The 12764-nt window shown below is 58.3% G+C and carries 12 protein-coding genes and 1 tRNA gene; 3 read left to right on the top strand and 10 right to left on the bottom strand.

The window, feature by feature from the left end:
- The first annotated feature begins 187 nt into the window (after positions 1-187).
- Positions 188-625, top strand: a complete 438-nt coding sequence (locus HDE80_RS02640; RefSeq protein ID WP_184667553.1) for a hypothetical protein — start codon at positions 188-190, stop codon at positions 623-625.
- Positions 626-646: 21 nt separating this feature from the next.
- Here HDE80_RS02640 and dapE read toward each other — a convergent pair whose 3' ends face one another.
- The 6 genes from dapE to uvrB all read right to left on the bottom strand — a co-directional run bounded on the left by dapE (position 647) and on the right by uvrB (position 5878).
- Positions 647-1786, bottom strand: coding sequence for a succinyl-diaminopimelate desuccinylase (gene dapE / locus HDE80_RS02635; RefSeq protein ID WP_184667551.1), 1140 nt, complete (start codon positions 1784-1786; stop codon positions 647-649).
- A 42-nt stretch (positions 1787-1828) separates the two neighbouring features.
- Positions 1829-2221: an ArsC/Spx/MgsR family protein gene (locus HDE80_RS02630; protein ID WP_345776394.1), complete on the bottom strand. Its 393-nt coding sequence runs from the start codon at positions 2219-2221 to the stop codon at positions 1829-1831.
- Positions 2214-2564, bottom strand: a complete 351-nt coding sequence (locus tag HDE80_RS02625; RefSeq protein WP_184667549.1) for a Spx/MgsR family RNA polymerase-binding regulatory protein — start codon at positions 2562-2564, stop codon at positions 2214-2216. Before HDE80_RS02625 ends, HDE80_RS02630 begins: the two co-directional genes overlap by 8 nt.
- Positions 2561-3388, bottom strand: coding sequence for a 2,3,4,5-tetrahydropyridine-2,6-dicarboxylate N-succinyltransferase (dapD, locus tag HDE80_RS02620; protein ID WP_184601492.1), 828 nt, complete (start codon positions 3386-3388; stop codon positions 2561-2563). Before dapD ends, HDE80_RS02625 begins: the two co-directional genes overlap by 4 nt.
- Positions 3389-3684: 296 nt before the next feature.
- A tRNA-Val gene (locus HDE80_RS02615) sits at positions 3685-3759 on the bottom strand.
- A gap of 97 nt (positions 3760-3856) precedes the next feature.
- The gene (gene uvrB / locus HDE80_RS02610) at positions 3857-5878 is read right to left on the bottom strand and encodes an excinuclease ABC subunit UvrB (RefSeq protein WP_184667548.1); all 2022 of its coding nucleotides are present in this window, start codon (positions 5876-5878) and stop codon (positions 3857-3859) included.
- Positions 5879-6030: 152 nt separating this feature from the next.
- On the opposite strand from uvrB, the gene HDE80_RS02605 reads away from it, so the two are divergent.
- Positions 6031-6606: a GspH/FimT family pseudopilin gene (locus HDE80_RS02605; protein WP_255483542.1), complete on the top strand. Its 576-nt coding sequence runs from the start codon at positions 6031-6033 to the stop codon at positions 6604-6606.
- Between the two features lie 377 nt (positions 6607-6983).
- On the top strand, positions 6984-7208 hold the full coding sequence (locus HDE80_RS02600) for a hypothetical protein (RefSeq protein ID WP_184667546.1): 225 nt from the start codon (positions 6984-6986) through the stop codon (positions 7206-7208).
- Between the two features lie 55 nt (positions 7209-7263).
- Here HDE80_RS02600 and HDE80_RS02595 read toward each other — a convergent pair whose 3' ends face one another.
- The 4 genes from HDE80_RS02595 to HDE80_RS02580 all read right to left on the bottom strand — a co-directional run bounded on the left by HDE80_RS02595 (position 7264) and on the right by HDE80_RS02580 (position 12031).
- Positions 7264-7770: a hypothetical protein gene (locus HDE80_RS02595; protein WP_184601495.1), complete on the bottom strand. Its 507-nt coding sequence runs from the start codon at positions 7768-7770 to the stop codon at positions 7264-7266.
- Complete coding sequence (locus HDE80_RS02590; protein ID WP_221437404.1) at positions 7767-7964, bottom strand: RHS repeat-associated core domain-containing protein; 198 nt, start codon at positions 7962-7964, stop codon at positions 7767-7769. The genes HDE80_RS02595 and HDE80_RS02590 overlap by 4 nt, the downstream gene beginning before the upstream one ends.
- A 97-nt stretch (positions 7965-8061) precedes the next feature.
- Complete coding sequence (locus HDE80_RS02585) at positions 8062-8430, bottom strand: tetratricopeptide repeat protein (protein WP_184601496.1); 369 nt, start codon at positions 8428-8430, stop codon at positions 8062-8064.
- 31 nt (positions 8431-8461) lie between these two features.
- Entirely contained in the window at positions 8462-12031 is a 3570-nt protein-coding gene (locus HDE80_RS02580) for an RHS repeat protein (protein ID WP_184667544.1), read from the bottom strand.
- Between the last annotated feature and the right edge of the window lie 733 nt (positions 12032-12764).

Here is a 12764-nt window from a genome sequence, read left to right as displayed (position 1 = left end):
ATGAAGCTTTGAAGCTCCAGACCATGGACCGGTCAGATTCGGGATAGCCTGGACAAGCGGCGCAAGCTCTTGCATCAAGCGACAGCAGGATCAAACGGCAGTCTGAAAGCCGCCTATCGCGTCGAAACTTGCTACGGTTCACGCTAATCTTGCTCAGACTCATCTTCTGGACAAGGACTATAGAGTGATGAAGATCTGCGCTACGGCAATGCTTGTCTCTTGCGTTTGGGCCGCCTGGCCAAACGTTTCGCTCGCACAGACAGCACCCCGCGTTGAGAATGCCGCTTTATTTGTAGCCGAGCATCTTGATGTCCTGTCCATCCCCAGTTCGATCTATACACGCAGGCGCCCAGGGGCCAACACTCTGAAGGATTACGGCTTCGTCCAGTTTGAAAAAGCTGACGGGGGAGTGAGGTCCGTCGATCAGGAAAAGCAGAGGCTTTTCGGGATAAGAATCGTGGAAGACAACGGCGGCATCAAGGTGCTTTGCATCCAGGATGAAGCGCTGAACGAAGGCAGCTTTATCAGCCAAAACACGGTCGAGGTCAAACTTGGGCGAGACGGATTGTTCCATGGAACCGGCAGGGTGTCGCAAAGCGATCAGTGCCCTCCTTACCAGCACTGAGCGTCTGCGAAAGATCGAAAATCAAGCCAGCAATCGTTCGCACACGGCCTGATAAACCGCCGGCAATTGCTCGAGCTCCTGCACGGCCACGCACTCGTCCACCTTATGAATCGTCGCATTGATCGGCCCGACCTCAACGACTTCGGTACCGAGCAGTGCGATGAAGCGGCCATCGGAAGTGCCGCCGCCAGTGCTTTGGTCGGGATCGAGCTGGCAGAGATCACGACACACGGCAACGACGGTCTCGCGCAGCTTCCCGCCGGGCGGCGTGAGAAACGGCTGACCGGAGAGTTGCCAGTCGATATGAAAGTCCAGACCGTGTCTGTGCAGGATCGCCTCGCTGCGCGCCTGCAGATCTTCGGCGCGGCTGGCGGTGCTGTAGCGAAAATTGAATAGCGCGGTAAGCGTGCCGGGGATTACGTTGTTGGCACCGGTGCCAGCGTTGAGGTTGGACACCTGCATCGAGGTCGGCGGAAAGTCGGCGTTGCCTTCATCCCAACGCTCGGCCGCCAGCTCCGCGAGCGCGGGGCCGAAGGCATGAATCGGGTTAAGCGCCTTTTCCGGATAGGCGACATGGCCCTGAATACCGCGCACAGTCAGCGTGGCCGATAGCGAACCTCGGCGACCCACACGGATCAGATCACCCAGCTTTTCCTTCGCCGACGGCTCGCCCACAACGCAGAATTCGATCCGTTCGTCATTGGCACGAAAATGCTCGATCACCTTGCGCACGCCGTCGATGGCTACTCCCTCTTCATCGCTGGTGATCAACAGGCCAACGCGACCCAGGTGATCGGGATGCGCCACCACGAACTGCTCCAGCGCTACCACCATCGCTGCCACCGAGCCTTTCATGTCGGCGGCACCACGGCCGTATAGACGGCCATCGATGATGGTCGGCTCGAATGGCGGACTCTGCCAGGATGTCTCGGGGCCGCTGGGCACCACGTCGGTGTGGCCAAGGAACATCAGCGTTGGACCCGACGCATCCGAACCGCGATGCGTAGCCCACAGATTGTCCACTTCGCCGTAGCGCAGGCTTTGGATGGTGAAGCCGACGCGCGCGAGCCGCTCGGCAATCAACGCCTGACAACCGGCATCGTCGGGAGTTACCGAGCGGCGGCGGATGAGTTCGCAGGTGAGGTCCAGCACATCGCTCATGTTTGTTTGATCGCTCCGGTTTGATCGCTCGTGACGCAATAGTCAGTGTTTTGCTTTGCCCTTGCCGAGCAGGCGTTCGTAAATACCGCCGGTGAAACCGACGGCCACGCGACCGTCAGAAGCCACCGTAATCGGCTGCCGCAGGATCTCGGGGTGTTCGCGGATCAGCAAGGTCCACTCCGGATCACTGCCCGGATTGCGCCGCTGCTGCAGCAAACCTTTCCAGCCGTTGCCACCTCGATCGACCAGCGCATCCCAGCTGCCCAGCGACGCCGCCCATGCCTTGAGCACGGGAGGCTCGGGACGCTCGCGCCGAAGATCGACGAAGCGGTAATCCGGCCCGAAGCGATCGAGCCAGTGCCGTGCCTTGCCGCAGATGTCGGTACCGTCGATGCCATAGAGCACAACGATGGCATCGGGCATCACTTCAGCCACCGAACAGCTCCTTGAATTTTTTCTCGGTGAAACCCGCGCTGACGCTGTCGCCTTTCACCACTACCGGACGCTTGACCAGCGCGGGGTAATCCTTGATCAGCTTGAGCCAGTCGGCGTCGGTGCTGGCCGATTTCTGTGTGTCGGTAAGATCGCGCCAGGTATAACTGGCGCGATTGACCAGCTTCTCCCAGCCCAGCTGCTTGGCCCAGGCCTTCAGCGAAGCCGGCGCCACGGGATGCTCGCGGTAATCGGTAAAACTGTATTTGACCTTTTGCTGATCAAGCCAGGCGCGGGCCTTGTCGCAGGTGCTGCACTTTTCCAGGCCATAGAGTTCGACGCTCATTCGACACTCCTCAGAAGTTCGTTGATACCCGTCTTGCTGCGGGTTTTCTCGTCCACTTGTTTGACGATGATGGCCGCGTACAAGCTGTGGCTACCGTCCTTCGCGGGCAGGCTGCCGGCCACCACGACGCTACCAGCCGGTACGCGGCCGTAGCTCACCTCGCCGGTGGCGCGGTTGTAGATGCGGGTGGACTGGCCAAGGAATACACCCATGCCGATTACGCTGCCCTTCTCCACCACCACGCCCTCGACCACCTCAGAGCGTGCACCGACAAAGCAGTTGTCCTCGATGATGGTGGGGTTGGCCTGCAGCGGTTCCAGCACGCCGCCGATGCCGACGCCTCCAGACAGATGCACGTGCGCGCCGATCTGTGCGCATGAGCCGACCGTCGCCCAGGTATCGATCATGCTGCCAGCGCCCACATAGGCGCCGATATTCACGTAGCTGGGCATCAGCACCGCATCTTTTGCGATGTGCGCACCACGGCGTACCAGCGCGCCCGGCACCACACGTGCACCCAGACTCTGCAGTTCGGCGTCATTGCCCTGCATGAAACGCAGCGGCACCTTGTCGAAGGCCATGGCCGCACCACCGTCGACCACCACGTTGTCATTCAGGCGGAAGTACAACAACACGGCTTTCTTGATCCATTGATTGACCGTCCAGCCGCCCTTGCCATCCGGCTCCGCGACACGCCGTTCGCCGGATTCGAGCAGGTCGATCACCTGACCGACGGCAGGGCGCAAATGGGTTTCGATTTCGGTTGTACCGAGTTCATTGCGACGCTCGAAGGCGTCATTGATCAGCGTTTCTATGGATTGCATATACGGAATTCACCGGCAGACGAAACAGAGTGACGACGCGGCGACCGTTCAGCAGTGAACGACGCCCAATCGACAGGCTTTCAAGAGTACACGCACCACCGGCGGCTTCCGCAAGAGCCAAGGCGAGGGGATTCAGCTGTACAGGCCAAATATTGCGGTGCATCGTCAAAAGCGCCCCGCTTACCCGGCTTGGCTAGCGCGGTCACGGGTATTCGCATCAACTCGGAGGGTAGTCCCACACACCCAAACAGCAACGGCGCGGACTGTGAAGTCCGCGCCGTTGCTGTTTTTCGAATTGGTGGGCGGTACAAGGATCGAACTTGTGACCCCTTCCATGTCAAGGAAGTGCTCTACCGCTGAGCTAACTGCCCGTTTCGCCGCGGCTGGCCGGGCGAGTTGCGTATTGTACGGTAGTGACGGACGCCCGACAACATCCTGATGGATGGCGCCCCAGAGCCATCGGCGGACTCAGCGCAGGGTCTTTTCGCGCAGCTTGTGGATCTGATCCCGTAGCTGGGCCGCGCTCTCGAACTCCAGATTCTGCGCATGTTTGTACATCTGCGCCTCGAGCTTCTTGAGCAGAGCCGAGGCCTGCTGCGAGCTGAGTGCCGCATAGTCAGCCGCCGGCTCGGCCACCGCACGGGCACGGGTGGCCGATTTGCTGCCGCGGCGATTGCCCGCCTCGCTGCGCGCGCCCTCCATGATGTCCGCGATGCGCCGTACGATCGTGGTCGGCGTAATACCTTGTGACAGATTCCATGCCACCTGCTTCTCGCGACGGCGGGCGGTTTCATCGATCGCCGCCTGCATCGAGCGGGTGATCGTGTCGCCGTAGAGAATCGCCTTGCCGCGCACGTTGCGCGCGGCGCGGCCGATGGTCTGGATCAGCGAACCGGTCGAACGCAGGAAGCCTTCCTTGTCCGCGTCGAGAATCGCCACCAGCGATACCTCGGGCATGTCCAGGCCTTCGCGCAGCAGGTTGATGCCGACCAGCACGTCGAATTCGCCCAGACGCAGATCACGGATGATCTCGCTACGCTCGACCGTCTCGATATCCGAATGCAGATAGCGCACGCGCACGTTCTGCTCGCTTAGGTATTCGGTGAGATTTTCGGCCATGCGCTTGGTCAGCGTGGTCACCAGGATACGATCGCCCAGCGCCACACGCTTGTGCACTTCGCCCAGCAGATCGTCGACCTGCGTGCGCACCGGGCGCACTTCCACTTCCGGATCGACCAGGCCGGTCGGGCGTACCAGCAGCTCGACCACGGCATCGCCGGATTTTTCCAGTTCGTAGGCGCGCGGCGTGGCGGACACATAGATGGCACGGGGCACGCGCTGCTCCCACTCCTCGAAGCGCAGCGGACGATTGTCCATCGCCGACGGCATGCGGAAACCGAACTCGACCAGGGTCTCCTTGCGCGAACGGTCACCTTTGAACATCGCGCCGATCTGCGGCACGGAGACATGCGACTCATCCACCACCAGCAGACCATCGGATGGCAGGTAATCGAACAGTGTCGGCGGCGGCTCGCCCGGCGCACGACGGGTGAGATGGCGCGAATAGTTTTCGATGCCCTGGCAGTAACCCACCTCGGTCATCATCTCGATGTCGAAGCGGGTGCGTTGGTCGAGCCGCTGCGCCTCGACCAACTTGTTGTCCCGATAAAGCTGCTCCAGCCGATCCTTCAGTTCGAGCTTGATCGTCTCGATCGCATTGAGCACGCTCTCGCGCGTGCTGGCGTAATGTGTACGTGGATAAACCGTATAACGCTGCACCTTACGGATCGTTTCGCCGGTCAGCGGATCGAACAGCGCCATGTTTTCCACTTCGCCATCGAACAGCTCGATGCGCAGCGCCTCGATTTCCGATTCAGCCGGAAACACGTCGATGATTTCGCCGCGCACACGATAAGTGCCGCGACGCAGCTCCATCTCGTTGCGGGTGTACTGCAGCTCGGTCAGCTGATGGATCAGCTTGCGCTGGTCGATCCGCTCGCCCTTAGCCAGGATCAACCGCAACGACAGATAATCTTCCGGATTACCCAGACCATAAATCGCCGACACCGTGGCAACGATGATGGAATCCTTGCGCGATAGCAGCGCCTTGGTCGCCGACAACCGCATCTGCTCGATATGTTCGTTGATCGAAGCATCCTTCTCGATGAAGGTATCCGATGCGACGACGTAGGCTTCCGGCTGATAGTAGTCGTAATAGCTGACGAAATATTCCACCGCGTTGTTCGGGAAGAACTCCTTGAACTCGCCATACAGCTGCGCCGCCAGCGTCTTGTTCGGCGCCATCACGATGGTCGGCTTCTGCACCCGCTCGATCACGTTGGCAATGGTGTAGGTCTTGCCCGACCCGGTCACGCCCAGGAGCGTCTGCGCCGCGAGTCCGGCTTCGAAGCCCTCGCTCAATAGCTGGATGGCCTGTGGCTGGTCGCCGGCAGGCTGGTAGGGAGAAACGAGCTGGAAGCGATCAGTCATGGACTACACATAAGGGCCAGAGGGCACATTTTAAATTGGCCCTGCTGACACATGTTGTCAGCAGATGCCCACAGCAGCGGGATTGTTTGGCTGCTTGGTGCCATTTTCCTGATCGATAGCATGGCTGACTCGGGCAACGCAGGAGCGACGCCATGTCTAAACACCGGCATTTTTGTTGGCGCGACGGAAAAAATCGCCACGGGCAGCGTGGCGCCACGTTGATCGAGCAAATCATGGTGCTCGTCATCATCGCGTCACTGGTTGGCATGGCCACGCCTCCCTTGCGCAGAATGCTGACCCGCAATCAGGTTCAGGCCGCCCAGATCGATTTCATCGCAGCGCTGCAGTACGCCCGCGAAACAGCGATCACCAGCGGCAAGCAAACGCTGTTCTGCCCAACGATCGACGGCGCGCACTGCAGCGATACGATCCGTTGGGACAGCGGCTGGCTACTCGCACACGACGCCAACCTGGACAATCAGCCCGATGACGCGCTGATTTACAGCAGCCGCGGCTATGCCGGCAAACTGGCCATCCTGAGTAGCACGGGGCGACGTTTTGTGCGCTTTCACGCGGACGGCAGCGCCAGCGGGAGCAATCTCACGCTGCTGTTCTGCACTCCGGCCAGTACCGAGAACGTGCTGAGCGTAGTGATCGCCAACTCCGGACGTGTGCGAGGGACTCCCGCCACGCCGACGCAGGCTGCCAGCTGCGCGCAGATGCATTGACGGGCAACGTCCCTGGACAACAAAAAAACGGCTTGTGCGCCGGCTTTCTGAAAATACATGGCGATACTGGCTGCGTATCGGCAGCACTTCGGGCATCAGAGTTTTCGGCGTTCCGCGACATACTTCGGCGTCACCGTTTCCTTCTTATCCGAACACTACCCCTCACTAGGTCAGATCGTTGAACAACGATGTGCGACGTATAGCGAACTGTTTGTCGATGCGATTGGGCAAGACCGACTCGATGAGATACGCGCTTACGTACAGCAGCAGCGGGCATGGAGCTCTACTCGATTCCAGTCGGCGATCGAAACAGAGCTACAGCGGGCAGCAACCGTCAGGCCGCGCGGTCGTCCCCCAAGGAATTCGCAGAATGCATGATGTCTCTGACCACTTTGTTGCTCCAACTGCTCCGGCTGGTGTCGACGGGTACGACCGGTTTCGGGTCGGTGACTCCGGCAGCTCAAGTGTTCGCGGTCAATGAACTGCAACCGCTGCAGACGCGCTCCCTGCAGCTCAACGAGTGGATAGGACAGCAGGCGGTGACGTTCGACGGCTACAAAGTTGCCGGTTTGCCTGTCAATGGAATGGTCGCGACCAGCTAGCGCAGATGTTGTCAACGAGCCTACCGACCATTTTTCTCCTACGCTTCAGCCATATTTACTTACATGGATTCGATGGAGACGTGAAAATTTGATTGGTTGGTAAAACTTGAATCATGCCCCCGACATAGTTTGAAGAACTGTGATCAAGAAGACCCTTGTCGTAGACCCAAAATATTACGACATCTTTCATATATTTGTAGCCGGATAATTTAGGGAAAAGACGGCTTAAATTAATTTCATTAGTCACGGATGAATTGGTGGGTATTAGAACGTCTTTTCCTGGAAAATCCTCTATGTAAGTTACTTGACTGAAAGCCTGGCCACTCATTTGCCCAGCCGCATAGGCGATCAAGCCTATGGCGTGTTCGCCCCAGGGAAGATATGCAAGCTGTGTATTTACTGGCGATTCTGAACAGTTCCAAACACTCATTTTTAAGCGAACGTTATCGTGTTCTATTCGCACGCTATCTGCGCGGACGTAAAATTTTTCTCCAGCGCTAGCAGTCATCGATATAGTAAAAATTATTAAAATAAGCGCTGACCTAAATGCGCTAATATTCATAAAATCCTCTCTGAAGCGTAAGTGCTGATACCGCCTAAAAGTCCAATCGGATCGCTATGTAGATATCGCCCTATCGCCTGCTCGTACATACGGGACATGTTGTAGTTCGTGCCCGTCTCTGCGTCATACCACTGGCCGGGGTGGCGCAGGTTGAGTGCGTATCCCGTCGATGTCGGCGACTGCTCCCCAAACAGATTACGCTGATAGGCTATGAATAGCGGCCAACAGGTGTCAAATTATCCACGTGACGCTTTGCTTTATTGTTATCTCGCGCTGTCGTTTTCTGAATACCTATTTGGCCAATTTTTTCAAATTACGAAGCTGCTCTTTTGCATCTTCATCGCCCATAGCTTGAGCGATTGAAAGCCAATATGCGCTCCAACGAACGTTTTTTCTATTTTTATAGCTTATTCCGAGATTGTAAGCGGCTTCGGCGCTACCCGATGAGGTCGCTTTTTTATACCAAAATCGAGCCTTTTCAAAATTCTTTCTCAGCCCGTCGCCTTCATCGTAAATATTTGCCAAATTGACCTGCGCTTGTATATTGCCTAGGCGAGCCGCTTCTAAAAAAAGATGCACTGACTTAGTTCTCTCACCGGTCTCGTATAAGAGACAAGCGCTTTCTAATTTTTCGCGAGCCTCTTCTATTTTCATATTCATAGCAAATATTCCTTCGTCACTGAGTATCGACTTAATTTGCGAGCGCCGCCGCAGCCGCGACAATTGCCGCCACCACTAGGGCCGTTAGGCCCGCTTTTTCTGCCGGCACCGGATCAAATTTTTGGCCATTGCCTTCAGAGCCGTCGTTTGGAGGACAGACGTAAGGCGGGCGCTTCTTATAGGTTTTTTTCCCTGTTTGAGGATTTTTTTGCCATCCCCATCCCGGATTTGCGGGGTCATCCTTCCAGTGTTTCCCCGGGTTGCTGGTGCCACCTGGGCCACCAGACCAACCGCGCTCACCGCCGTTGTTGGCTAATCCCATTGGATCGAAGCCATCCAGCGGTTCATTTTCCACATACGCATACGTGCTGATACCGCCATCCAAGCCGATCGGATCGCTCTGCAAATAGCGCCCTGTCGCCGACTCATACGTGCGGAACATGTTGTAATTCGTCCCGCTCTCCACGTCGTAGTACTGCCCAGCAAAGCGCAGATTCAACACATAGCCGGTACTGCTGATCGGTTGCTGCTCACCAAAGGGGTTACCCGCATAGGCCCAAGACCAGATGACCGTACCCGCGCTGTTGGTCACGGCTCTGGGCGTAGCGAGTTGGTCAGCCACCACATAGTTGACCGTGCTAGACGTGACGCTACCGGTGCCAGTGGTGTCCACGGTGGCCACCGGCAGATCGCCCAGCCAAATGTAGTCGCGGCTGCTCGCACCATAGTTGGCGAGGACGTGTCCGGCTTGGTCGTAGTCGAAGCGCAGACTGGCGGCCGATGTGTACACCCGCTGGCCGAGGGCGTTGTAGAGGTAGGTGCCGACCGTCGCACCGTTAGCCTGCGCGAGCGCGATGCGTTGACGTGAGTCGTAGGCGAAGCCGTAGGTCTGGCCGCCTATCACGCTGCCGGTGGTGTTGCCGTTGGCATCGTTGGCGCGGGGAGCACTACCGATGCTGGCGAGTTGATGCGTACCGCTGGTATAGCTGTAGGCGCCCGTCGCCAGACCGGAGGCGGTCTTGCTCAGTCGGTCGCCGGTGGAATTGTAGGTATAGCTCTCCAGCACGCCGTTGCTATTGGTGACGCTGGTGAGGTGATACAGCGGGTCGTACTGATAGCTCTCGATGGCGGGATTGGCACCGGGGGCGTTGCCCAGGGCGGTGATGTCGCCCATCGCATCCCGGCCAAAATGCAGCGTCAGAGCGGGACTTGTGAGGTCCGTGAGCCTGTAGTTGGCATCGTAGGCGCGCGTAACGGTTTGGCCATTGCCCAGCGTGTAGCCGCTGATCGGCCCGAACGGCAGCCAGGTGACACTGCTGACCACGGTGGGCGATGCGGACGTGCTGCCGCTGGGTGTGACCTGGACACCGCTGATGCGACCATTGCTGTTGAAGGCGTAGCTGATCACCGTGCCATCGGGCGCGGTCTCGCCACTCAGTCGATCCGCGGCGGTGTAGCTGTAGGAGGTGCTGTCGGTTGTCCCCGAGACCACCTGCGTCTTCTGGATGACATTGCCGCGCGCGTCGTAGCAGTAGGTGGTACTGACCGCGTTCTCCACCATCCGCGTCAACCGACCGATAGGTGCGGAGGCCGTACAACCCGTGACGCTATTGGCTTCGTCGTAGGTGTAGGTGACATTGGCCGTGGTGTCCATGTAGCTGGTGCTGGTTTTGCGATTGAGCGCGTCGTAAGTGGATGTCGCCACGATGCCCTTAGCATCCGTATGGGTCAGTGCATTGCCGGCTGCGTCGAAGGTCGATGAACTGGCGCCACTATCCGGACTTTGCAGCGCGGTGAGGTTGCTGAGTCCGTCATGGGTATAGCTGGTCACTAGGCTTGTGGGATCGGTGACGCTGGTAATGCGGTCTAACGCATCCTGGCTGGTCGTCGTGGTGGTGTTCGCCGTCGCAGTATCGGCGCCGTTGTAATTGTCGATGGTGCTTTTCAAGCGATTGAGCGCGTCGTAGCTCTGCTGGCGCTGGATACTTAGGCCATCGGCGCTGTGCGTCAGGTTGCCGTTGGCGTCGTAGCTGTCGCTGTAGCCCGCGTTGAAGACGGTCTGGCTCAGACCATCGATCACCGCCGTGAGCTGCCCGAGTGCGTTGTAGCTGCGCGACAGGCTGTGCACCGCGGTGCCGGAAGCCGTGCTGATCTGCTCGGCCGTCTTGTTGCCGGCCGCATCGAGCGTGTAGTGGAGGTCGTTGCCCTGGGCGTCGGTGATATCGGTCAAACGGTGCGCGCTGTCATAACCGTAGGTAGTCACGACGCCATCGGGATCAGTGATGGTCTGGACTTCACCGTAGGGCATATACGTGAACGCCGTGGTCGATCCGCCGACGCTGCGCGAGGCCAGCCAGCCGCGCGGCGTGTAGGTCATATCGGTGTTGACCCCATTGGGGTCGGTGATGCGCGTCACGCGACCCGCGCCGTCGTACGAGGCGTAGGTGGTGACGTGACCGATGGCATCGGTGATCTGATACAGATCGCCCGCTTGGTAACAGGCACTGCCGGGCGTACCGCAGTTCGTGGCACTGCTGGTCGTGTAATAGCTGTAGGTCGCGGTCTGGCTCAGATCGGTGCGTGGACCGGTCGAGGTCAACAGCAGGCCGATCAGCGGGCACTGGGTTGTGTTGACAGCCGTGCAGTAGGTATAGGTCCAGCGACGCACCCCGGCAGGTACCGTCCCGGTCGCGGCGCAGGTATAGGAGGCGGCGGCAGAATTGGTTGGATCAAGCTCGCAGCGGGCCAACGGCTGACCGAGCGTGTTGTAGACCCAGCTCGTGGAGGCAACGGCCGATCCGCTGGCGTTCTGAACCGTGCGCGTCAGAGGGACGCGATTCACATCATCCCAACCGGTGGTAATGGTCCGTTGAATCGACGTCCCAGAGGCGTCGACTTCGACATGAAGCAAACCATCGTTGTCGTAAGTGGTGGTGGTGAGATTGCCGCTGAAGTCAGTGGTCGAGGCGGGATAGCCGTTCGTGTCGAAAGTCGCCGCGGCGTTGGGTTGACCGCAGTCGTATCCGCAAGCCGCACTGACCGCGCTGGTGTGTATCGAGTTGTTGATGGTGGCGAAGTTCAACGTGGCCTGGGCGCCGGTCGGATAGGTCACCGTCGCGGCGTTGCTACCGTAGCTGACTTGCGTTAGTTCGACGCTGGTTCCCAAGCGCGACATCGTCGCGCGTCCTTGCGCGTCATAACCAATGCTGGTCAGGCGTGTTTGGGATTCGTCGATATCGCCGGTGAGCGCGTTGGGCTGGCTAACACCGCTTGTCAGTGCACTTTCGTTGTAGACGTATTGCTTGTACGTCGTATCTGGGTAGGTGACTTTATTCAGATTACCGATGCCGTCATAGCCATAGGTGAGCACGCCAGTGTCGGGCATGGTCACGGTGGTCATGTTGCCTTGGGTGTTATACGTGAAGTTCAGCGAACGTCCACGGGGATCGGTCACCATCAGCAACAAGCCAGCTCGAGGCGCAACGCTCGCTGGTGTGGAGGATGTGCTGTAAGTCAGCGTAGTAACCTGTCCATCCGGAGTGGTGATGGACACCAGGTTGCCGTTGGCATCGTAGCTTTCCAGATTACGCGTTGCGGCCACGAAATAGGTCCATGCGCTCGGGTTGCCAGACGCATCCGTTTGCTCAGTCAGACGATCAGCAACGTCGAGATCGGCGACCCATTGGCTCCCCTGAAGCGTAAAAAAGAGCGCCCGCCCATCGGGGCGTAAGATCGTTACACCGGCGAAGCTTCCGTTCTGCAGATATTGGAGGCTCCGATCAAAGCTGTGCCGCCAGTTCATGCCGATATGGGAAGGAGTTACATTAACGTTGCTGTTGTAATAGCGGTGAAAACTGAGTGCGCCGAGCGATGCATCGTTTTCGTCGCGATACTCGTTGCCTGTCCCAAGGTTGATGGGGTCGCCAGCACAATTGCATGGCGGTCCCAAGCTCTTTTGGCCGCTGGTCTGAGACGGTAAGCCAATGAAATCAAGGTAAGAGTGGTCGTACAGTCCCGAGGAAGCTGTATAGAGAAATATGTACCCGTAATAACCAAAACTGGGGTCTCTAGATACAGTGCACGGTTCAACAAGCATGCCACCGTCATTGACACCATAGGTAGCCTGATCTTCTGAAATCACTGATTGACACGCAGATAACGCTGCAGCTTGTGGGCCAATCAGGTTTTGGGCGCGAGACGCAGAAGGGAAAAAACCAAAACAACACCAACAGATCAGGATGAGTGTGAATCGTCGAACCCGGGACCACGAATCGCGCGTACGTCGATATAGCGAGGCTAGTTGCATAAAGAAAACCATGTTCATTCTTTGTCCC

The organism is Rhodanobacter sp. A1T4 (genome assembly GCF_014207185.1).
Lineage (GTDB): Bacteria > Pseudomonadota > Gammaproteobacteria > Xanthomonadales > Rhodanobacteraceae > Rhodanobacter.
This window is presented reverse-complemented; position numbering and strand designations above follow the sequence as displayed.

What these genes read in the sequence shown, in the direction of transcription:
- HDE80_RS02640 (WP_184667553.1), top strand. Translation starts at nt 188, where the DNA reads ATGAAGATCTGCGCTACGGCAATGCTTGTCTCTTGCGTTTGGGCCGCC.
- dapE (WP_184667551.1), bottom strand. Translation starts at nt 1,786, where the DNA reads ATGAGCGATGTGCTGGACCTCACCTGCGAACTCATCCGCCGCCGCTCG.
- HDE80_RS02625 (WP_184667549.1), bottom strand. Translation starts at nt 2,564, where the DNA reads ATGAGCGTCGAACTCTATGGCCTGGAAAAGTGCAGCACCTGCGACAAG.
- dapD (WP_184601492.1), bottom strand. Translation starts at nt 3,388, where the DNA reads ATGCAATCCATAGAAACGCTGATCAATGACGCCTTCGAGCGTCGCAAT.
- uvrB (WP_184667548.1), bottom strand. Translation starts at nt 5,878, where the DNA reads ATGACTGATCGCTTCCAGCTCGTTTCTCCCTACCAGCCTGCCGGCGAC.
- HDE80_RS02605 (WP_255483542.1), top strand. Translation starts at nt 6,031, where the DNA reads ATGTCTAAACACCGGCATTTTTGTTGGCGCGACGGAAAAAATCGCCAC.
- HDE80_RS02600 (WP_184667546.1), top strand. Translation starts at nt 6,984, where the DNA reads ATGTCTCTGACCACTTTGTTGCTCCAACTGCTCCGGCTGGTGTCGACG.
- HDE80_RS02595 (WP_184601495.1), bottom strand. Translation starts at nt 7,770, where the DNA reads ATGAATATTAGCGCATTTAGGTCAGCGCTTATTTTAATAATTTTTACT.
- HDE80_RS02585 (WP_184601496.1), bottom strand. Translation starts at nt 8,430, where the DNA reads ATGAATATGAAAATAGAAGAGGCTCGCGAAAAATTAGAAAGCGCTTGT.